The sequence below is a fragment of the Caulobacter sp. GW821-FHT12A07 genome, assembly GCF_058807655.1.
In genome coordinates this window covers 328006-346106 of record NZ_JBXAQX010000003.1, presented here as the reverse complement: position 1 = coordinate 346106, position 18101 = coordinate 328006, and the positions used below count along the sequence as shown (strand labels likewise).

The following is an 18101-nucleotide window of genomic DNA, read 5'->3' as shown; positions in this document are numbered from 1 at the left end:
CTGACACACCGGGAGATCGACATGATCGAAGTTCGCAAGTTCGACAGCCTGGGCGGCGCCAATCACGGTTGGCTCGACGCCAAGCACCACTTCTCGTTCGCCGGCTACCATGATCCCAAGCGCGTCCACTGGGGCGCCCTGCGGGTCTGGAACGACGACACCATCGCCGCCGGCACCGGCTTCCCGCCGCACCCGCACAACGACATGGAGATCATCACCTATGTCCGCGAGGGGGCGATCACCCACCAGGACAGCCTGGGCAACAAGGGTCGCACCGAAGCGGGCGACGTGCAGGTGATGAGCGCCGGCACCGGCATCCGCCACTCGGAGTACAACCTCGAGCCGGGCGTGACCAAGATCTTCCAGATCTGGATCATTCCGGACCGCGGCGGCGAACCGCCCGCCTGGGGCGCCAAGCCGTTCCCCAAGGGCGACCGCTCCGGCAAGTTCGTGGCCCTGGCCAGCGGCTTCGAAGGCGACACCGACGCCCTGCCGATCCGCACCGACGCCCGCGTCCTGGGCGCGACGCTGAAGGCCGGTGAAGAGACCGAGTATTCGCTGGGCGACGGCCGCCACGCCTACCTCGTGCCCTCGACCGGCAAGGTCGAAGTCAACGGCGTGGCGCTGGACACCCGCGACGGCGCGGCGATCGCCAACGAGAACACCATCCGGGTGAAGGCTCTGGAAGACGCCGAACTCGTGCTGGTGGACGCCGCCTAAACCTTCAAGACGCGGCGGCAGTCGCCGCGTCTTTTCCTCCCCAACCTCAGACTGAGCTTTCTCTAGGAGACTCCCATGGCCAAGGTTCTGGTCCTTTACTACTCGTCGTACGGCCACATCGAGACGATGGCCAAGGCCGTCGCCGAAGGCGCTCGCAGCACCGGCGCGACCGTCGACATCAAGCGCGTTCCGGAAACCGTGCCGGAAGAGATCGCCAAGGGCGCTCACTTCAAGCTCGACCAGGAAGCCCCGATCGCCACCGTCGCCGAACTGGCCGACTACGACGCCATCATCATCGGCACCGGCACGCGTTTCGGCCGCCTGAGCTCGCAGATGGCCGCGTTCCTCGACCAGGCCGGCGGCCTGTGGGCCCGCGGCGCGCTGAACGGCAAGGTCGGCGGCGCGTTCGTCTCGACCGCCAGCCAGCACGGCGGCCAGGAAACCACCCTGTTCTCGATCATCACCAACCTGCTGCACTTCGGCATGACGATCATCGGCCTGCCCTATAGCCACCAGGGCCAGATGAACAACGACGAGATCGTCGGCGGCGCGCCCTACGGCGCCACCACCGTGGCCGGCGGCGACGGCAGCCGCCAGCCGACCCAGATCGACCTGGACGGCGCCCGCCACCAGGGCGAACTGATCGCCGCCGCGGCCATCAAGCTGCACGGCTAAGCCCGATGCCTGGTCCTCGTCCTTCGACAAGCTCAGGATGAGGACCATGGCCAAGGCCGAGCATTCGAGATCCTCACCCTGAGCCTGTCGAAGGGCGAGGGTCTCGCACACTACCCTCGGCCGGGTTCCTCCCCCAATGACCCGGCTGTACCGGCCGCGTCGCGCTTCATCCTCCCCCCAGGAAGCGCGGCGCGGCTTTTTCTTTTGGAAAACGGCGGCTTAACCGCGTTTGGAAGCATCACGTTCAGCCTGATGCGCGAAGATGCTCGCACGCAGGGGACAGCGAGGCGGGCGTGGCGAAGAAGATCAAAGCAGCGAAGCGGAGGTCGGGAATGGCCGACTTCATGACGCTGCTGGTCTGCATCGCCTGCACCGTGTGGGCCTTCAGGACGATCGTCGGCCTGGCCGGCTGATTATCGCTTGGCCTTGGGCCAAGAAGGCGGCACTTGAGCGGCAAAGCCGTTTCAAGACCAGGATGTCGCCGCCCATGAACACCCAATCCGCCCAGGGCGTCACGATCGTCGATCACCCGCTGGTGCAGCACAAGCTGACCCTGATGCGGGACAAGGAAACCTCCACCAAGACCTTCCGCGCCCTGATGCGCGAGACCGCGACCCTGATCTGCTACGAGGTCACCCGCGAGCTCTCGATGGATGAGGTCGAAATCCAGACCCCCGTCGCCCCGACCAAGGCCAAGGTCATCGCCGGCAAGAAGCTGGTGTTCGCGCCGATCCTGCGCGCGGGCCTGGGGATGGCCGAGGGCATGCTCGACCTCGTGCCGTCGGCCCGCGTGGCCCACATCGGCCTCTATCGCGATCCGCAGACCCTCGAGGCCGTCGAGTACTACTTCAAGACCCCGGAAGACATCGCCGACCGTCTGGTCATCGTCGTCGATCCGATGCTGGCCACCGGCCACACGGCCGTCGCGGCGATCGACCTCCTGAAGAAGCGCGGCGTGCGCGACCTGCGGTTCGTCTGCCTGCTGGCCTCGGTCCCGGGCGTGGAGACCCTGCGCGCGGCCCACCCCGACGTGCAGATCTGGACCGCGGCGGTGGACGCCTCGCTCAACGACCACGGCTATATCGTTCCGGGCCTGGGCGACGCCGGCGACCGCACTTTCGGGACGCGCTGACCCGCCAGCGCGCTTCGGCCCCAAAGCAGGGCTGTTTGTGCGTCTGCGCACTTGCGCGACTCCCCGGGCGCGGTAAGCAACGACGTTAACCTTTCGGGACGCCATGCTGGTCACGCCGCCGCAGATCTATGTCGCCGACGACGACGCCCTGACGCGCGAGCTGGTCGAGATCCAGCTTGGGCGCGGCGGCTACGCCGTGCGCACCTATCCGACGGTGGAGGACCTGCTGTCGGCGGTCGAGGCCGCGCCGCCGGCCCTGATCCTGCTCGACGTGCGCATGCCGGGGCTTTCGGGCCTGGACGCCCTGCGCAGCCTCAAGGCCGCGCCGGGCGGGGCCGAGATCCCGGTGCTGATGCTGACGGGGGAGGGGCGGCTGGACCGCATCGTCCAGGCCCTGCAGCTGGGCGCGGCCGGCTACGTGATGAAGCCGTTTACGGGCAAGGCCTTGCTGGATCGGATCGGCGAGGTGCTGACGGCCGAGGCCTGAGGCTCAAACAAAAAGGCCGGGGATCGCTCCCCGGCCTTTCGTTCGTCAGGGCCGTGGGGCCGATCAGATTTCCTGGTTGTACTTGCCGACGCGGGCGCCCAGGCGCGGCTTCACTTCCTGGTGGAAGAGAGCCTTCATGTCGTCTTCCGACTGGGTGCTCTCGACCACGACCACCACTTCGGGCTTGTTCGACGAGGCGCGGACCAGCACCCACGAACCGTCGTCCAGGTGGACGCGCACGCCGTTGACGGTGATCACCTCGGTGATCTTGCGGCCCAGGATCGAGCCGCCGGCGGCGAACAGGTCTTCGTATTCCTTCACCACCTCGGCGACGACGCCGTACTTCTTCTCGTCGTCGCAGTGCGGGCTCATGGTCAGCGAGGTGAAGGCGATCGGCAGGGCCTTGCGCAGGTCCGACAGCTTCTTGTCCGGGTTGCGGTCGAGCATGGCCAGCACGGCGGCGGCGGCGGTCAGGCCGCAGTCGTAGCCGTAACCCAGCGGGGCGTTCATGAAGAAGTGGCCGCTCTTTTCGAAGCCGGCCAAGGCGCCCGTCTCGGCGCTCTTGCGCTTGATGTAGCTGTGGCCGGTCTTCCAGTAGATGACCTTGCAGCCGTGTTCTTTCAGGATCGGGTCGGTGGCGTAGAGGCCGGTCGACTTGACGTCGACGACGAAGGTCGCGCCCGGGTGCAGCGGGGCCAGGTCGCGGGCCAGCATCAGACCGATCTTGTCGGCGAAGATCTCCTCGCCCTCGTCGTCCACGACGCCGCAGCGGTCGCCGTCGCCGTCGAAGCCGAAGGCCAGGTCGGCGCCGTGCTCACGGACGGCCTTGGCCATCTCGTGCAGCATTTCCAGGTCTTCCGGGTTCGGATTGTACTTGGGGAAGGTGTAGTCGAGGTCGGTGTCCATGCCGACGACGTCCGACACGCCCATGCGCTGCAGGGCGTCGACGGCGAAGGCGCCGGCGGTGCCGTTGCCGCAGGCGGCCAGCACCTTCAGCGGGCGGCTGATCTGGGCGCGGGTGGCGACATTGGCGATGTAGCGCTCGGCCTGGCCTTCGACGCGGATCAGCTTGCCGCCGTCACGCTCGACGAACTTGGCGTTCAGGACGATGTCCTTGAGCTTGCCCATCTCGTCCGGACCGAAGGTCAGCGGCTTCTGGGCGCCCATCTTCACGCCGGTCCAGCCGTTCTCGTTGTGGCTGGCGGTGACCATGGCCACGCACGGGATGTCGAGGTCGAACTGGGCGAAATAGGCGGTGGGCGACAAGGCCAGGCCGATGTCGTGCACTTCGCAGCCGGCGCTCAGCAGACCCAGGATCAGGGCGTTCTTGATCGACGAGGAGTAGGAGCGGAAGTCGTGGCCGACCACGATCTTCGACTGGCCCAGTTCCTGGATGTAGGTGCCCAGGCCCAGGCCCAGGGCCTGAATGCCCAGCAAGTTGATCTCGGGGCCAAACAGCCAGCGCGCATCGTATTCACGGAAGCCCGTCGCCTTGACCAGCGGCTCGTTTTCATAAGCGGCGGTATTCGGAACCAGATCGGCGCGGGGAGTCGAGAACATAGGAGCTCGCTTCAATGAGTGGTGGGGTGCGTTTAGCTGTCGGAGTGGTTGCTTGCCACCCTCTTCGTATGACGATGATCGATCAATGTGACGGTTGATCGAGATTTGGCGTCAGGGCGGGCGCCTATTGTGCGAGGTCGCCGGTGGCGGCGGCCGCGGCGTCGGCTTCGCGCTGGCGGCGTTGGTCGCTGCGGCGGGCCGAGTCCTTCTCCCGTTCGATCAGCGCCTTCATCTCCGGGGTCTGCTGCAGGGGCGTGGAGCCGAAGGGGCCGGGCGAGCGGTCGCCGTAGCCCTGCGGCCAGACCATAGCGAAGGCGATCATCGCCAGGGCGACGAGCGCGCAGAGGGGCATGAAGATGCGATCGGGCATGGTCCGGCTATAGCACGTCGTTCGTGGCGGGACAGGGGCGATGCTCGGACAGATGCTTACGTTGCGTCATCCGCCCTTGCGCCGCCTGGCGTCGCAAGGGCGTCGCGCCGCTTGACGGCGGCCCCGCGCGGCCTTAGCCCGCGCTGGACCAATCAAGGGAGTTCCGATGCCCGTCCTCGTCCTGCTTCGCCACGGCCAGAGCCAGTGGAACCTCGAGAACCGCTTCACCGGCTGGGTGGACGTGGATCTCACCGCCGAGGGCGAGGCCCAGGCCCGCAAGGGCGGCGAACTGATCAAGGCCGCCGGCCTCGACATCGACGAGGCCTTCACCTCGGTCCAGACCCGCGCCATCCGCACCTGCAACCTGGCGCTCGACGCCGCGTCGCAAAGCTTCGTGCCGGTGACCAAGGACTGGCGCTTGAACGAGCGCCACTACGGCGGCCTGACCGGCCTGAACAAGGCCGAGACCGCCGAGAAGCACGGCGAGGAGCAGGTCACCATCTGGCGCCGCTCCTACGATGTTCCGCCCCCGGAACTGGCCCCGGGCGGCGAATACGACTTCGCCAGCGACCGCCGCTACAAGGGCGCGAACCTGCCCTCGACCGAGAGCCTGGCCACCACCCTGGTGCGCGTGCTGCCCTACTGGGAAGAGGCCATCGCCCCGAAGCTGAAGGCCGGCGAGAACATCCTGGTCGCCGCCCACGGCAACTCGCTGCGCGCCATCGTCAAGCACCTGTTCGCGGTGCCGGATGACCAGATCGTCAAGGTCGAGATCCCCACCGGCAACCCGCTGGCCATCGAACTGGACGCCGACCTCAAGCCGGTGGGCGCCCGCTACCTCGACGAGGCCCGCGCCGAGAAGCTGCCGACCATCGGCTGAAACCGTTCTTTCAGGTCTTCCGGGGTTCCTTTCGTCCGGGGACGAAAGGAACCCTAGGTCGTTTCAGGTCTTGTCTGCGCGCAGGAAGTGCCTGGAAACACGACGTTAATGCTGCCGGGCGCATCAAGTAGGCGTACCCTTCGGGGAAACGATGCGAGCTTGCATGAACACCCCGGCAGCGGCAGGCCAGGAACACCGGCGCCTGACGCAACAAGAAGTCGACGTGATCTGCGCCAAGCACGACCGCCTGTGGTCGGCTCGGCTCGGCGGCGCGCGCGCGGTGTTCGCCTTCTGCGACCTTTCCGGACTGGTGCTGGCCGGCCGTAACCTGTGCGACGCCGACTTCACCGGCGCGCTGCTGGTGGGCGCCGACCTGCGCCGCTGCAAGCTCGACAACGCCAATCTCTACGGCGCCGACATGCAGGGAGCGGACCTGACCGATTCCTCGCTGCGGCGCTCGGACCTGCGCGGCTCCAGCCTGCGCGGCGCCAACCTGACCGGCGCCGACATGTTCGAGGCCGACCTGCGCGAAGGCCAGATCGCCGCCGCCGACCGCGAGAAGGGCTACCGCATCATCGAGCCGGTGCAGCGCGAGGCCTATGCGGCCGGCGCCAACCTCTCGGGCGCCAATCTCGAGCGCTCGCGGCTGTCGGGCATCGTCGCCACCAAGGCCGACTTCAGCGATGCGATCCTGAAGGACGCCAAGCTGGTGCGCGCCAACCTCAAGCAGGCCAATTTCAACGGCGCCAACATGGCCGGGGCCGACCTTTCGGGCGCCAACCTGTCCGGCGCGGATCTGCGCAACACCGTGCTGGTGGGGGTGAAAACCCTGTCCTGGAACGTCACCGGGGCCAGCATGGAAGGGGCGCTGACCGACAAGGCCTCGGGCGTCGACGTCTCCGACATGCCCTACGAGCAGATGATCGCCGACCACGCCCGCTGGTGCGAAACCGGCGGGGCCGAGGGCAAGCCGTCGTCGTTCGACCGGGCCGACCTGCGCAATCTGAAAAGCATCCGCGGCTTCAACCTGACGGCCCTGTCGGCCAAGGGCGCGGTGTTCTATGGCCTCGACATGGAGGGCGTGCAGATGCAGGGCGCCCAGCTGGAAGGGGCGGACCTTCGGGCCTGCAACCTGCGCCGGGCCGACCTGCGCGGGGCGCGGCTGAAGGGCGCCAAGCTTTCCGGTTCCGACCTGCGCGACGCCCAGCTCGGGCCGCTGCTGATCGGCAAGGACCGACTGCTGCCGGCCGACCTGACCGGCGTGCTGCTGACCAACGCCGACCTGGCCCGGGCCGACCTGCGCGGCGCTTGCCTGGCGGGCGCGGACCTGTCGCGCGCCAACTTCACCAACGGCAACCTCAAGGATCTCGACCTGACCGGGGCGATCCGGCTGGGCGCGCGGGGGTTGGACGACGTCATCTGACGAAATGTGACGAAAAGACGCGGCCTTAACCGTTCGCTCGTCGATTCCTGTTATCCGATGAAATTCAAGAGACTTACGCAGAGTCGGGAGGGGGTCCCGCAATGAACGCCGTGCAGAACCTTGCGGGTCGCCGCAAGCTCAGCCAGGCCGAACTCGACATGCTCGTCACGGCCCACGAGAAGTTCGTGACCGGCAAGCAGGGCGGCAAGCGCGCCTCGCTGCGGTTCATGAACCTGTCGGGCCTGGACCTGTCGTTCCGCAACCTGACGGACGCCGACCTGTCGGCCTCGATCCTCGACGGCTGCCGCATGGTGCGCACCAAGCTGGATCGCGCCAGCCTGTTCGGCTGCGACCTGCGCAAGGCCGACCTGCGCCAGGCCAGCCTGCAACGCGCCGACCTGCGCGGGGCCTGCCTGCGCGGCGCCAACCTCTCGCAGGCCGACCTGACCCAGGCCGACTTCCGCGAGGGCCAGATCGCCATCCCGCACCCCCGCAAGGGGCTGGACACCCTCAAGCACGAGACCCGCAACGGCGAGGTCGACGAGGTCAACTTCTCGGGCGCGACCCTCGACGGCTCGCAGTTCACCGGCGTCTCGGCCTTCAAGGCCGACTTCTCCGACTGCTCCCTGCGCGGGGCCAAGCTGTCGGGCGCCAACCTGAAGGAAGCCAACCTCGCCGGCGCGATCCTCGACAACGCCGACATCAAGGGCGCCAACCTCGAGGGCGCCAACCTGCAAGGCTCGGTGATGGCCGGGGTCGACACCTCGACCGCCCGGACCAGCGGCGCGCACATGAGCGGCGCCCTGACGGCCTCGACGCCGGAAGCGGTGAACAAGGCCCGCGAGCTCTACGCCCGCTGCCTGGCCAACCAGCAATGGTGCCAGACCGGCGGCAAGGAAGGGCAGGCGGCCCGTCTCGACGGCGAGGACCTGCGTCCGCTCGGCGACCGGCTGAAGGGCCTGCGCCTGACCGCCATGACCGCCAAGGGCGCCTGCATGGTCGGCATGGACCTGTCCGGCGCCCAGTTGCAGGGCGCGAACCTGCAGAACGCCGACCTGCGCGCGGCCAATCTGCGCGGGGCCGACCTGCGCGGCGCCAAGCTGACCGGCGCCAACCTGACCAAGGCCGACCTGCGCCAGGCCTATCTGTCGCCGCTGCCGCTGGGTCCCCAGCGTCAGACCCAGGCCAACCTGGCGGCCGCCCGCATGCGCTACGCCATGGTCCAGACCGCCGACCTCTCCGAAGCCATCCTCGACGGCGCCGACCTGCGCGGCGCCGACTTCACCGGCGCCCGCCTGGCCAAGGCCAGCTTCCGCGACTGCGACCTGAACCAGGTGCAGGGCGTGGATTTCGCGCCGGCGTAAAGTCCCTCTCCCCTTGCGGGAGAGGGTGGCCTCGCGGAGCGAGGTCGGGTGAGGGGTCTCTCAAACCTCGAAGCTTCGTGCGGCGGTCAGGCTGGGTGAGGTCTCTCATGTCTGAGAGACCCCTCATCCGTCGGCCTTCGGCCGCCACCTTCTCCCGCAAGGGGAGAAGGGGCCTGGATCTCACACCTTCGCCGGATAGACCGGGGTGATGTCGACCGGGATGTCCTTCAGCGTGGCGATCACGCCGCGGGCGTCGTCGTCGAGGTGGGCGTAGCGGTCGAAGAAGGCGACCATGCCGGCGTAGTCGCCGTCGCCTTGCAGCTTGACGATGTCGGCCACCAGGTCGCGGATGCCGGCGGCCATCTTGGCGTCGTCGATGCGGTAGCGCTTGGCGACGGGATCGAAGACGAAGGCGCCCTTGGCCTTCAGGTAGCCGTACTGCAGGGCCGCGCCCCGGCCGTGAGCCTCCTCGTCGCCCCAGCGGGCGGCGCGGAAGATGCCGGCGGTGTAGGTGGCGAACAGTTGCGGACGCTCGGCGGCCGGGATCTCGTTCTTCTCCATCATGAAGAGGATGTTCCAGGCCCCCATGACGTCGGCCTTGGCCTCCTCGGCGGTGCCGGCGATGTCCTTCAGCTCGGCCGAGACGGTGGTGGCGCGGCCGGCGACGGTGATCGAGCCCGGGCCCAGGCTGTGCGACAACTCGTGGAACAGGGTCTCCAGCGTCATGTACTTCTGGCTGACCAGGGCGGCCTGGTCGGCGACCAGCACCCGCGAGGCGATGGGCGAGAGAATGCCCTCGTACTTGGCGGCCAGCACGTTGGACAGGATCACCTTCTTGGCGCCCTTGGCCTCGCGCACCCGCTCGTCGTTGGGCAGGTTGAAGGCCACGGTCTGCGGTCCGTGCAGATTGTCGCCGCCGCCGCGGATCTGCTCGGCCACGGCGATCGGCGAGGCCCCGCCGCGCTTGAAGTTCTTGTAGGCGTCGGCGACCGGGAGGTTGGCCTCCATGTCGCGCAGATAGGCCTTGTACTTGTCGAGGGCCTGGCTCTCGGTCGGGTTCTTCAGGGTGACGAAGGCCTCGAAGGCGGCCTTCTGGCCGATCATCTCGTCGGTGTAGGTCTCGTACGGACCGATGGCCACCTCGATCGGCGTGCCCTCCAGGTCCATCCAGGCCATCTCGGACTGGAAGTAGTCGTTCGACCGGAAAGATTGCGCGCGCAGGGTCAGGAAGCGCTTGAGGCTGGCGTTGGTGGTGACCTTGGCGGCCTCGTCCAGCAGGGCGGCGGCCTTGGTCAGCTCAGGCTTGTAGGCGACCGAGTAGGGCACGGCGACCAGCTTGTCGCCCTCGCGGCGGACCACCGTGTAGGCGTCCATCAGGGCGGTCTTCTGGTCGGGATGGGCGGCCAGATAGGTCTCGAATTCCGCTTTGGTCATGCCCGGCGGATAGAAGCCGTGGCCCGGGCCGTCGGCGCCGCCCTGGGCGACCGCCTGCTTGTCGTAGATGGCCGTCATCTGGTCGGCGGCCTGGATCAGCAGGTTCACCACCTTGCGTTCCTCGGGGCTGAGGAAGGCGGTGTCGGTCTTCATGCGGATGGTCGCGTAGTTCTCGGGCGCGGCCAGGGCGGGGGCGGAGGAGAGGGCCGCGACCGAGACGCCGAGCGTCAGGGCGAGGGCCAGGGCGGGGGAAACAAGCGCGCGCATGAAGGGCCTTTGCGAAACCAGCGAAGGCGACGCTTACACCCGCCCCATGGCCAAGACGAGGCGAAGACGAGGGGCCAGGCCTAAAAACGCCGCCGCTTCAGGGAGGCGAAGGCGTCGAGCATCACGGCGGCCAGGGCGGTCTGGCTCTGGGCGAAGGCCGGGTCGCTGGCTGTACCCGACAGGCGCATGCCGTCGGGGCGCACGACGCTCCAGGTGCAGCGGCCGGCGGCGATGTCGAGCTCGACCTGGCAGTCGGAAGCGGGCGGGGCGGCGGTCAGCATGGGCGATCTCCTGTGGGGGCGAGATCGAAGCCTAGAAGCGCCCTGAGGCGCGGTGATGAACCGCTTGTGGAGATTCCGTGCAGACGCCCAAAAGGGCGATCAGGAGGAGGGATCAGGCCGTCGGCAGCGACAGCGAAAAGCGCGCGCCCGCGTCGCCGGCCAGATAGGCCGCCTCGCCGCCGTGGGCGCGAGCCAGGGAGCGGGCGATGGAGAGGCCAAGGCCCGTGCCGCCCTGCGTGCGGCGCGTGGTGAAGAACGGCTCGAACAAGCGCGCGGCGTCGGCGGGGGCGACGCCGGGACCATCATCGGCGACCTCGAGCACGACCTCGGCGCCGTCCTGGCGGCCGCCGATCGTCACCCGCCGGGCGCCGGCCTGGCGGCTGTTTTCGACCAGCACGGTCAGCACCGTCTCGATCACCGCCAGGGGCGCTGCGACCGGTGGCAGGTCGGCCGGCAGGTCCAGCGCGACGGCGAGGTCGGGGCCGGACAGGGCGGCGGCCACCGAGCGGGCGGCGGCGGCGGGCGCGGCGGCGACGCCGGCCTCGGGCGTGGCCATGTCGGCGCGGGCCAGCTCCAGCAGCCGTCCGACCAGGGCCGAGAGCCGGGCGTTGTCGGCGGCGATGTTGGCCAGGAAGCGTTCGCGCTCGGCCTGGCTCATGGTCGGATAGTGGTCCTGCAGGAGCTCGATGGCCCCGCGCACCCCGGCCAGGGGTGTCTTGAACTCGTGGCTGAGGGCGGCGGCGAAGTCGCGCAGGTAGCGCGAGCGCTTGTCGATCGCCGCGGCCATGGCCCGGAAGTCGTCATAGAGCGCCTGGATCTCGACGGCGGCGGTGGTCGGGGTCTCGGGCGGCTCGCCGCGGCCCTGGGCCATGGCGCGGGTGGCGGCGCTGAGCTGCTCGATCGGCCGGGTGACCCCGCGCGAGACCAGGCCCGCCAGGCCGAACAGCACCAGCACGATGACCCCCGCGCCGACCAGCAGCTTGCCGCGATCCTCGTGCAGCCCCTTGAACAGGCCGCGCGGCGAGCGCGACAGCAGCAGCACGCCGACGGTGCGTCCGCCGACGATCACCGGCCGGGCGTGATGCAGGCGCACGGCCGAGGCGCGGCTCAGCCATTCCCAGACATAGCGCGGACGGTACTGGCCGATCCGCCGCAGCACGGTCTCCGACCGGCCGGACAGGGCGTCGCGCACCTCGGGCAGGGCCGAGAGGTCGCCGCCGGTCCCCAGGCCGCGCACGACGCGGCCGTGGGCGTCGGTCAGGACGATGGCGGCCAGGGTGCTGCGGGTGGTGTCGGCGAAGATGTGGTCGAGACGCGCGGCGGCGGCCACGGCTTCCGGTTCGGGCGCGCCGGTGGGCTTGGGCGCGGGCCGCTCGGGCAGGATGCGGGCGGCCGACAGGTCGATGCTGGGCTTTTCGGGGCGGTAGTAGGAAGGGTCTTCCGGATCCGGTTCGGGCAGGGCCGAGGCGGGCGGCGCGTCAGGCCACAGCGCCGCCGCCGTCGCCGCCAGGGCCGCGCCCTGGGCGTTCAGCTCGGCCTCGGTCTGGCGGACCAGGGTGTTCTCGTAGCTGCGCAGGAAGATTCCGCCCAACGCCGGCATGGCGGCCGCGAACAGCAGCACCGCCAGCAGGATCGAGCGCAGGCGCAGGGCCGGCCAGCGGCGCTTCACCGCGTCCTTGAAAGCCGACAGCGCGGCGATCACGCCTGCGCGTCCTGGCCCTGGCAGGCCCCCAGGCGGTAGCCGACCCCGGGGCGGGTCTCGACCACGTCGACGCCGCCCAGCCTGGCGAACTTGGCGCGCAGGTTGCGCACGTGGCTGTCGATGGTGCGGTCGGTGAGGGCGAAGCCGGGCCCGCGCAGCTTGTCGATGATGGCGTCGCGGGTGAACACCCGACGGGGTGCGCTGGCCAGGGTCCAGAGGATGCCGAACTCGGTGACGGTGAGGGTCGTCTCGGTCTCGCCCCAGGCCGCCCGCCAGGCGTCGGCTTCGAGGCTGAGGCGGCCGTGGCTGACCAGCTTGGCCTCTTCGGCCGGCGGCGGAGCTGTGGCCGAGGCGCGCCGGAGAATGGCGGCGACCCGGGCCGTCACCTCGCGCGGGCTGAACGGCTTGACCACGTAGTCGTCGGCGCCCAGCTCGATGCCCAGCACCCGGTCGATCTCGTCGTCGCGCGACGACAGCAGCAGCACCGGCAACTGGCCCTCGGCGCGGATGCGGCGGCAGACGTCCAGGCCGTTGAGGCGCGGCATGTTGATGTCCAGCACCACCAGGGCCGGCTTGTGGGCGGCGATCGCCTCCAGCGCGGCCTCGCCGTCGGCGGCCTCGACCGTGGCGTAGCCGGCCTTGCCCAGGGCGAAGGCCAGCAGCTCGCGGATGTGGGGCTCGTCGTCGACGATCAGGATCGGCTGAGTCATGGCGCAGATGTTCCGCTTGCGACGTCCGGGGTCAACGGTTCGCTGTAGGGTTGGGGCGGCGTTTCGGGCGCGCTGGGACCGATCTGCTGGCCCCGGCAGTCCAGCGTGCCGGCCGGAACCGGGATTGTCCGGTCGCGCGGTGCGATCAGCAGGGCCTCGTCCAGGCGCCGCTGACCGCGCCAGGACCAGCCGCGCCATTGGGCCTGGCGGGGTTCCAGGTCGTTCAGCACCGTCTCGCGCGACCAAGCCACGCGGGCCGCCAGCAGCGGGGGCAGGGCGGTCGCGCGTAGCTGGCTGAGGGCTACGACCGAGGAAGGACCCAGGCGCTCCAGGTAGCAGACGTCCAGCGCCTCGCCGTCGCCGCCCAGCTCGCGGGCGTGGCGGACGTTCCAGGCGGCGGCGACCGAGCCGAGGTCCACCACCGTGCAGGCGGCCAGCACCAGGCCGGCGGCGGCGAGGTTGGCGTTGATCAGCCAGCCGGCGCTCTTGGCGCGCAGCATCCGCCAGCAGATCAGCAGCAGGCCAAGGCCCACCAGCGCCATCCAGATCAGGGCCGCCAGCCGCAGGCGGGTCAGGGCGTAGACCTCCACATAGTCCAGGGTGCGCAGGATCGACGAGGCGACGAGGAAGAGGTTCTGCGCCACCCACAGCACCACCAGCCGTCGCAACCACGTCGATCGCGCCGTCGCCGAGCCGGGCGCCAGGGCGACCAGCACGAAGAGGCCGGCCAGCAGGGCGGTGGCGATCAGCGGATAGGCGCCGCGATGGGCGTACTCGGCCAGGGTCACGCCCTGCGGCAGCGGCGCCCGCGACCACAGGAAGGCCAGGTCCAGGCCGTTCTGCAGGGCGAAGATCGTGTTGAACACCACCAGCGACAGGCCCACCGACGCGACGCTGAGACCGGGCAGGGGCGCGGCGCCGGGCTTGGCGGCCGGCAGGCCCCAGAGCGGACGCTTGAAGCTGGGCCGCAGCAGCATCCAGACCCCGAACAGCACGATGACGGCGAAGCCGATGCGGGGCAGGTCGATCTGGGGGATGCGCCACTGGGCCACGGCCTGGGCGATCACCGGATTGGCGATCGTGAAGAGCGCCAGGAACACCGCGCCGCCGACGATGGGCAGCACCAGCACGGGCAGGCGACGCAGGGCCGCGCCCGATCCTGGCGCGCGCTTGCGGGCCTTCATGAAGTCGCGGAACGGGGCGACGAGGCCCAGGACCAGCAGGACCGCCAGCCGTTGCAGCCAGCGCCAGGCGTCCTCATGCCGGCCCGCGCGGGCGGCCAGCACCGCCACGGCGATGGCGACCGCCCACAGGACAAAGGCCAGCAGGCCGGGCGCCTCGATCATCACGACGCCGAAGACCGTCGCGGCCAGCAGCGCGCCCCAGGCGCGGCGCGCGGCGGGATGAACGAGGACGACGGCGATGGTCGCCAGCAGGCAGAAGCCGCCCAAGGTCGCGCCGGCGGCATAGCCCCAGAACAGCTGGTCGGACGCCAGCACCAGCAGGGCGGCGGCCACCGGCTTCATCCAGAAGGGCGCGGCGGCGGGCGGCGGGCGGAAGGCTTTCATCGGAGGTCCCCATCAGCGGAGCCTTCCCGATAGCCGCGCGGCTTGCAGCCCCGGCGGCGAGGCCGTGCACGGCCCGCCCGATCGCCGTGCAGAACTGGTGCAGAGACGAAAAAGGGCGGCGCATCGCTGCGCCGCCCGAAGTCGGAGGGGACTTAGAACAGAGAGAAAGAAAGTGGTCGGGACGCCGTCAGGCGGCCTGTTCGCCCTCGATCAGGCTGGCGGTGTCGGCGCCGGTGTTGATCGGGATGGTGCGGGCCTTGAGGGCTTCGGGCAGTTCGCGCTTCAGCGAGATGGTCAGCAGGCCGTCGGCCAGGGCGGCGTCGGTCACCACCACGTAGTCGGCCAGCTGGAAGCGGCGGTCGAAATTGCGCTCGGCGAGGCCGCGATGCAGGTAGCGCTTGGCTTCGTCATTGGCCGCCTTGCGGCCCGAGACGGTCAGCAGGCCTTCCTTGGCCTCGATCGACAGTTCTTCCGGCTTGAAGCCGGCGACGGCGATCTCGATGCGGTAGGAATTCTCGTCGGTGCGCTCGATGTTGTAGGGCGGGTAGCCGGAGGCGGCTTCGGTCTTGGCGGCGGCGTCGAGTTGCGCGGCCAGGCGGTCGAAGCCGACGAGCGAACGGTAAAGGGGCGACAGGTCGATCGTACGCATAGATATAGAACCTTCTCTTCAAGCAAGGTTGCGATGTGTGTTCGGACCTTCGACGACCCGATCTCGGCCTCGTCTGCGATCCGGAAGGCCCGGTTTTCCAGCGCCTTCGGTTGAATAGTTGGGAGGTCGATTTTCGACTTCAAGGGGTGGGTCATTCAGTTTCGGAATCGCTTGATCGCGGTTCGCGTGCGGCTAAGGTCGGCGCGCCCGGAACGCGGGCCGACGACGGAGACAGACGCCATGCCCGCCCGCCGCCACTTGCTCATTCTCGCCGCCCTCGCGGCGCTCGCGCCCCCCACCGGCGCCCTGGCCGCCGACGCGGCCCTGAAGACCGCCGTCGCCTCGCCCGACCGCACGCCCGCCAGCGTCGCCCGCGACGGCGCCCGCCATCCCTATGAGAGCCTGGCGTTCTGGGGGCTGAAGCCCGGCCAGACGGTGATCGAGGTCTCGCCCGGCGGCGGCTACTGGACCGAGATCCTCGCGCCCTACGCCAAGGCCACCAAGGGAACCTACGTGGCCGGCGTCGCCGACCTGGCCAATCCCAAGACCTCGGACGGCGCCCGCAAGGGCCGCGCGGCCTTCGAGGCCCGGTTCGCCGACGAGGCCAAGTACGGCAAGGTCAAGTTCGTCGACTTCGGGCCGGTGGCCGCGCCGCTGGGCGCGCCGGGCTCGGCCGACCTGGTTCTGACCGCCCGCAACGTCCACAACTGGACCATCCAGCCGGGCGTCGCCGACAAGCTGTTCGCCGACTTCTTCGCCGTGCTGAAGCCCGGCGGGATCCTGGCGATCGAGGAGCACCGCGCCGATCCGGCCGACGAGAAGAGCGCCGGGGCCAACGGCTATCTGTCGACCGCCACCGTCGTGGCCCTGGCCGAACGGGCCGGCTTCAAGCTGGACGCCAAGTCCGAGATCAACGCCAATCCCAAGGACACCAAGGACCACCCGTTCGGGGTCTGGACCCTGCCGCCGGTGCGTCAGTCGGCCCCCTCGGGGCAGCCGGCCGATCCGAACTTCGACCGCGCCAAGTACGACGCGATCGGCGAGAGCGACCGCATGACCCTGCGCTTCCGGAAGCCGGCGTGATCGGTCGGCGCCATTTCGCCCCCGCGCCCGCGGGCCGCGGGCGTGTTTTCTTCGCCCCCGAGCCCGCGGGCCGCGGGCGTGTTTTCGCCAAGGTCGCGGCCTAGGCTGGATCCATGAGTAGAGGGGGATTGATGGATCCGGCGTATTCGTGGTCGCGTCGCGGCCTGATGGTCGCCGCCGGCGCGGCGGGCCTGGTCGGCTGCGGCCGCAAGAAGGACGAACCGGCCAAGGCGGCCGCGGCCAAACCTGCCGAAACCAAGGGCGGCGCGTCGACCCTGGCCGGCGCGGTGGCCGGGGACTGGCGCACCAGCGCCGACAAGGCTCGCGACGCCTGGCGTCATCCGGTGCAGAGTCTGGAGTTCTGGGACGTCCGTCCGGGCCAGACCGTCGTCGAGTTCTGGCCGGGCGCGGGCTGGTACACCGAGATCCTGGCGCCGTTCCTGGCGGCCACCGGCGGCAAGCTCTACGAGGCGGTGCTCGAGGCCGATCCGGCCGATCCCGCCGCCGCCGAGATCGTCGCCGCCTATCGCCGCAAGCTGGAGGAAAAGCCCAGGCTCTACGGCAAGGTCGAGATCACCACCTTCGGCCGGGGCAGCGGCCCCGTCGCGCCGGCGGGCAGCGTCGATCGCGTGCTGTTCCTGCGCAACCTGCACAACTGGATGGCCGGCGGGATCGCCGAGAAGGCCTTCAAGGACGCCCTGGCGGCGCTGAAGCCCGGCGGGATCCTGGGTGTCGAGGAGCACCGGGGCGAGCCCGGCCGCGTGCAGGACGTGCTGGCCGCCGACGGTTATGTGCAGCAGGCCTATGTCGAGCAGCTGGCCAAGGAGGCCGGGTTCGAGCTGGCGGGATCCAGCGAGATCAACGCCAATCCGAAAGACACCAAGGACCATCCGTTCGGCGTCTGGACCCTGCCGCCGACCCGCCTGTCGGCGCCGCGCGGCGAGCCGGCCGAGCCTGACTTCGACCACGCCAAGTACGACGCCATCGGGGAGAGCGACCGCATGACCCTCAAGTTCGTGAAGCCGAAATGAGCCGCCGTATCGCGAGGCGCGCGCTCGTCGCCACCGCCGTCCTGACCCTGGCGGCCGGTTCCGTCGCCTTGGCTCAGGGGAACAAGGTCGCCCCGGCGGACAAGGTGTTCGGCTACCTGGAGAACTTCCTCAAGGTGCCGGCCCAGGAGCGTTCGCGCACCCGCGTGGCCTACCGCCTGACCCGAGACGGCAAGCCCGCCGAGGGCCTGAAGGCCATGCTGGTGGAGGCGGGCGGGGCGCGTACGCCGCTGCCGATCAGCGCCGACGGCCGCTTCGAGCGCCTGCCGACCCTGGCCCAGCTGCAGGGCGGGGCGAAGGTCGAGTTCGACGCGCCGGTCGACGCCAAGTTCGGTTCGACCCTGATCATCGAGCCGGTGCTGAAGCCGGCGGCCGAGTACGAGGCCGGCGAGCTGAAGGTGGTTCTGGAGTCCACCAACGGCGTCATCGGCAAGGCGGCCGGGCCGATGGCCATGCTGGCGCCGAAGATGACCGGCTTCAGCTTTCCGGGCGCTTCCGGCGGCGTCGTGGTCGGCGCGGACGGCAAGACCCAGGCCCTGCCGCTGGCGGGCAAAGCCCCGATCTACCGGCTTTCCGACTTCAAGGGCGCGACCCGTATTCGCCTGTCCGGGACGCCTTCGCAGGTGCGCTTCATCCAGAGCAAAAAATAGGGTGGAGAGCGTCTAAACGGTGTTTACTTGCGCGCCGCGCCCGGCCAGGGTGCACGCCAAGTTCTCACGCGCATTATTGAACGCGCAAATAAGAGGG

At 69.6% G+C, this 18101-nt stretch carries 18 protein-coding genes; 10 read left to right on the top strand and 8 right to left on the bottom strand.

Going from position 1 to position 18101, the window contains the following annotated elements:
- The first annotated feature begins 21 nt into the window (after positions 1 to 21).
- The 4 genes from AC1RRS_RS08175 to AC1RRS_RS08160 all read left to right on the top strand — a co-directional run bounded on the left by AC1RRS_RS08175 (position 22) and on the right by AC1RRS_RS08160 (position 3014).
- The gene (locus AC1RRS_RS08175) at positions 22 to 720 is read left to right on the top strand and encodes a pirin family protein (RefSeq protein ID WP_110119677.1); all 699 of its coding nucleotides are present in this window, start codon (positions 22 to 24) and stop codon (positions 718 to 720) included.
- Positions 721 to 795: 75 nt separating this feature from the next.
- Positions 796 to 1395, top strand: a complete 600-nt coding sequence (wrbA, locus tag AC1RRS_RS08170; protein ID WP_492854692.1) for an NAD(P)H:quinone oxidoreductase — start codon at positions 796 to 798, stop codon at positions 1393 to 1395.
- Positions 1396 to 1882: 487 nt separating this feature from the next.
- Positions 1883 to 2527: a uracil phosphoribosyltransferase gene (upp, locus tag AC1RRS_RS08165; RefSeq protein WP_492854690.1), complete on the top strand. Its 645-nt coding sequence runs from the start codon at positions 1883 to 1885 to the stop codon at positions 2525 to 2527.
- Between the two features lie 103 nt (positions 2528 to 2630).
- Positions 2631 to 3014: a response regulator gene (locus tag AC1RRS_RS08160; RefSeq protein WP_492854689.1), complete on the top strand. Its 384-nt coding sequence runs from the start codon at positions 2631 to 2633 to the stop codon at positions 3012 to 3014.
- A 63-nt stretch (positions 3015 to 3077) separates the two neighbouring features.
- On the opposite strand, the gene AC1RRS_RS08155 is transcribed toward AC1RRS_RS08160, so the two are convergent.
- Both AC1RRS_RS08155 and AC1RRS_RS08150 read right to left on the bottom strand, forming a co-directional pair.
- On the bottom strand, positions 3078 to 4574 hold the full coding sequence (locus AC1RRS_RS08155; RefSeq protein WP_110119680.1) for a phosphomannomutase/phosphoglucomutase: 1497 nt from the start codon (positions 4572 to 4574) through the stop codon (positions 3078 to 3080).
- 124 nt (positions 4575 to 4698) lie between these two features.
- Entirely contained in the window at positions 4699 to 4944 is a 246-nt protein-coding gene (locus AC1RRS_RS08150) for a hypothetical protein (protein WP_487292541.1), read from the bottom strand.
- 166 nt (positions 4945 to 5110) lie between these two features.
- Here AC1RRS_RS08150 and gpmA point away from each other — a divergent pair, with 166 nt between their 5' ends.
- The 3 genes from gpmA (at position 5111) to AC1RRS_RS08135 (ending at position 8611) form a co-directional block, all read left to right on the top strand.
- A complete protein-coding gene (gene gpmA, locus AC1RRS_RS08145) occupies positions 5111 to 5824 on the top strand; it encodes a 2,3-diphosphoglycerate-dependent phosphoglycerate mutase (protein ID WP_487292540.1) in 714 nt (237 codons plus the stop codon).
- A 163-nt stretch (positions 5825 to 5987) separates the two neighbouring features.
- Positions 5988 to 7247 carry a pentapeptide repeat-containing protein gene (locus AC1RRS_RS08140; RefSeq protein ID WP_487292539.1) on the top strand — a complete coding sequence of 420 codons (1260 nt, stop codon included), beginning with the start codon at positions 5988 to 5990 and terminating at the stop codon, positions 7245 to 7247.
- Positions 7248 to 7348: 101 nt separating this feature from the next.
- The gene (locus tag AC1RRS_RS08135) at positions 7349 to 8611 is read left to right on the top strand and encodes a pentapeptide repeat-containing protein (RefSeq protein WP_492854688.1); all 1263 of its coding nucleotides are present in this window, start codon (positions 7349 to 7351) and stop codon (positions 8609 to 8611) included.
- A gap of 180 nt (positions 8612 to 8791) precedes the next feature.
- On the opposite strand, the gene AC1RRS_RS08130 is transcribed toward AC1RRS_RS08135, so the two are convergent.
- The 6 genes from AC1RRS_RS08130 to AC1RRS_RS08105 all read right to left on the bottom strand — a co-directional run bounded on the left by AC1RRS_RS08130 (position 8792) and on the right by AC1RRS_RS08105 (position 15222).
- The gene (locus AC1RRS_RS08130) at positions 8792 to 10312 is read right to left on the bottom strand and encodes a DUF8614 domain-containing protein (protein ID WP_492854687.1); all 1521 of its coding nucleotides are present in this window, start codon (positions 10310 to 10312) and stop codon (positions 8792 to 8794) included.
- An 80-nt stretch (positions 10313 to 10392) separates the two neighbouring features.
- Positions 10393 to 10593, bottom strand: coding sequence for a hypothetical protein (locus AC1RRS_RS08125; protein WP_492854686.1), 201 nt, complete (start codon positions 10591 to 10593; stop codon positions 10393 to 10395).
- 112 nt (positions 10594 to 10705) lie between these two features.
- Positions 10706 to 12295, bottom strand: a complete 1590-nt coding sequence (locus tag AC1RRS_RS08120; protein WP_492854685.1) for a HAMP domain-containing sensor histidine kinase — start codon at positions 12293 to 12295, stop codon at positions 10706 to 10708.
- Positions 12292 to 13005, bottom strand: coding sequence for a response regulator transcription factor (locus AC1RRS_RS08115; protein WP_492854684.1), 714 nt, complete (start codon positions 13003 to 13005; stop codon positions 12292 to 12294). Before AC1RRS_RS08115 ends, AC1RRS_RS08120 begins: the two co-directional genes overlap by 4 nt.
- Positions 13002 to 14573: a DUF4153 domain-containing protein gene (locus AC1RRS_RS08110; RefSeq protein ID WP_492854683.1), complete on the bottom strand. Its 1572-nt coding sequence runs from the start codon at positions 14571 to 14573 to the stop codon at positions 13002 to 13004. The genes AC1RRS_RS08115 and AC1RRS_RS08110 overlap by 4 nt, the downstream gene beginning before the upstream one ends.
- Positions 14574 to 14760: 187 nt before the next feature.
- Positions 14761 to 15222 carry an Hsp20 family protein gene (locus AC1RRS_RS08105; RefSeq protein WP_110119039.1) on the bottom strand — a complete coding sequence of 154 codons (462 nt, stop codon included), beginning with the start codon at positions 15220 to 15222 and terminating at the stop codon, positions 14761 to 14763.
- A 240-nt stretch (positions 15223 to 15462) separates the two neighbouring features.
- Here AC1RRS_RS08105 and AC1RRS_RS08100 point away from each other — a divergent pair, with 240 nt between their 5' ends.
- The 3 genes from AC1RRS_RS08100 (at position 15463) to AC1RRS_RS08090 (ending at position 18004) form a co-directional block, all read left to right on the top strand.
- On the top strand, positions 15463 to 16305 hold the full coding sequence (locus AC1RRS_RS08100) for a class I SAM-dependent methyltransferase (protein ID WP_492854682.1): 843 nt from the start codon (positions 15463 to 15465) through the stop codon (positions 16303 to 16305).
- A gap of 131 nt (positions 16306 to 16436) precedes the next feature.
- On the top strand, positions 16437 to 17336 hold the full coding sequence (locus AC1RRS_RS08095; protein WP_492854681.1) for a class I SAM-dependent methyltransferase: 900 nt from the start codon (positions 16437 to 16439) through the stop codon (positions 17334 to 17336).
- Positions 17333 to 18004 carry a hypothetical protein gene (locus AC1RRS_RS08090; RefSeq protein ID WP_492854680.1) on the top strand — a complete coding sequence of 224 codons (672 nt, stop codon included), beginning with the start codon at positions 17333 to 17335 and terminating at the stop codon, positions 18002 to 18004. The genes AC1RRS_RS08095 and AC1RRS_RS08090 overlap by 4 nt, the downstream gene beginning before the upstream one ends.
- Positions 18005 to 18101: the final 97 nt, after the last annotated feature.

Excerpts from the sequence above, each read along its gene's own strand:
- AC1RRS_RS08100 (WP_492854682.1), top strand. The coding sequence starts at position 15,463 with ATGCCCGCCCGCCGCCACTTGCTCATTCTCGCCGCCCTCGCGGCGCTC.
- AC1RRS_RS08155 (WP_110119680.1), bottom strand. The coding sequence starts at position 4,574 with ATGTTCTCGACTCCCCGCGCCGATCTGGTTCCGAATACCGCCGCTTAT.
- AC1RRS_RS08130 (WP_492854687.1), bottom strand. The coding sequence starts at position 10,312 with ATGCGCGCGCTTGTTTCCCCCGCCCTGGCCCTCGCCCTGACGCTCGGC.
- AC1RRS_RS08125 (WP_492854686.1), bottom strand. The coding sequence starts at position 10,593 with ATGCTGACCGCCGCCCCGCCCGCTTCCGACTGCCAGGTCGAGCTCGAC.
- AC1RRS_RS08090 (WP_492854680.1), top strand. The coding sequence starts at position 17,333 with ATGAGCCGCCGTATCGCGAGGCGCGCGCTCGTCGCCACCGCCGTCCTG.
- upp (WP_492854690.1), top strand. The coding sequence starts at position 1,883 with ATGAACACCCAATCCGCCCAGGGCGTCACGATCGTCGATCACCCGCTG.
- AC1RRS_RS08140 (WP_487292539.1), top strand. The coding sequence starts at position 5,988 with ATGAACACCCCGGCAGCGGCAGGCCAGGAACACCGGCGCCTGACGCAA.
- AC1RRS_RS08135 (WP_492854688.1), top strand. The coding sequence starts at position 7,349 with ATGAACGCCGTGCAGAACCTTGCGGGTCGCCGCAAGCTCAGCCAGGCC.
- AC1RRS_RS08095 (WP_492854681.1), top strand. The coding sequence starts at position 16,437 with ATGGATCCGGCGTATTCGTGGTCGCGTCGCGGCCTGATGGTCGCCGCC.
- AC1RRS_RS08160 (WP_492854689.1), top strand. The coding sequence starts at position 2,631 with ATGCTGGTCACGCCGCCGCAGATCTATGTCGCCGACGACGACGCCCTG.
- wrbA (WP_492854692.1), top strand. The coding sequence starts at position 796 with ATGGCCAAGGTTCTGGTCCTTTACTACTCGTCGTACGGCCACATCGAG.
- AC1RRS_RS08115 (WP_492854684.1), bottom strand. The coding sequence starts at position 13,005 with ATGACTCAGCCGATCCTGATCGTCGACGACGAGCCCCACATCCGCGAG.
- AC1RRS_RS08110 (WP_492854683.1), bottom strand. The coding sequence starts at position 14,573 with ATGAAAGCCTTCCGCCCGCCGCCCGCCGCCGCGCCCTTCTGGATGAAG.
- AC1RRS_RS08150 (WP_487292541.1), bottom strand. The coding sequence starts at position 4,944 with ATGCCCGATCGCATCTTCATGCCCCTCTGCGCGCTCGTCGCCCTGGCG.
- AC1RRS_RS08105 (WP_110119039.1), bottom strand. The coding sequence starts at position 15,222 with ATGCGTACGATCGACCTGTCGCCCCTTTACCGTTCGCTCGTCGGCTTC.
- AC1RRS_RS08175 (WP_110119677.1), top strand. The coding sequence starts at position 22 with ATGATCGAAGTTCGCAAGTTCGACAGCCTGGGCGGCGCCAATCACGGT.
- gpmA (WP_487292540.1), top strand. The coding sequence starts at position 5,111 with ATGCCCGTCCTCGTCCTGCTTCGCCACGGCCAGAGCCAGTGGAACCTC.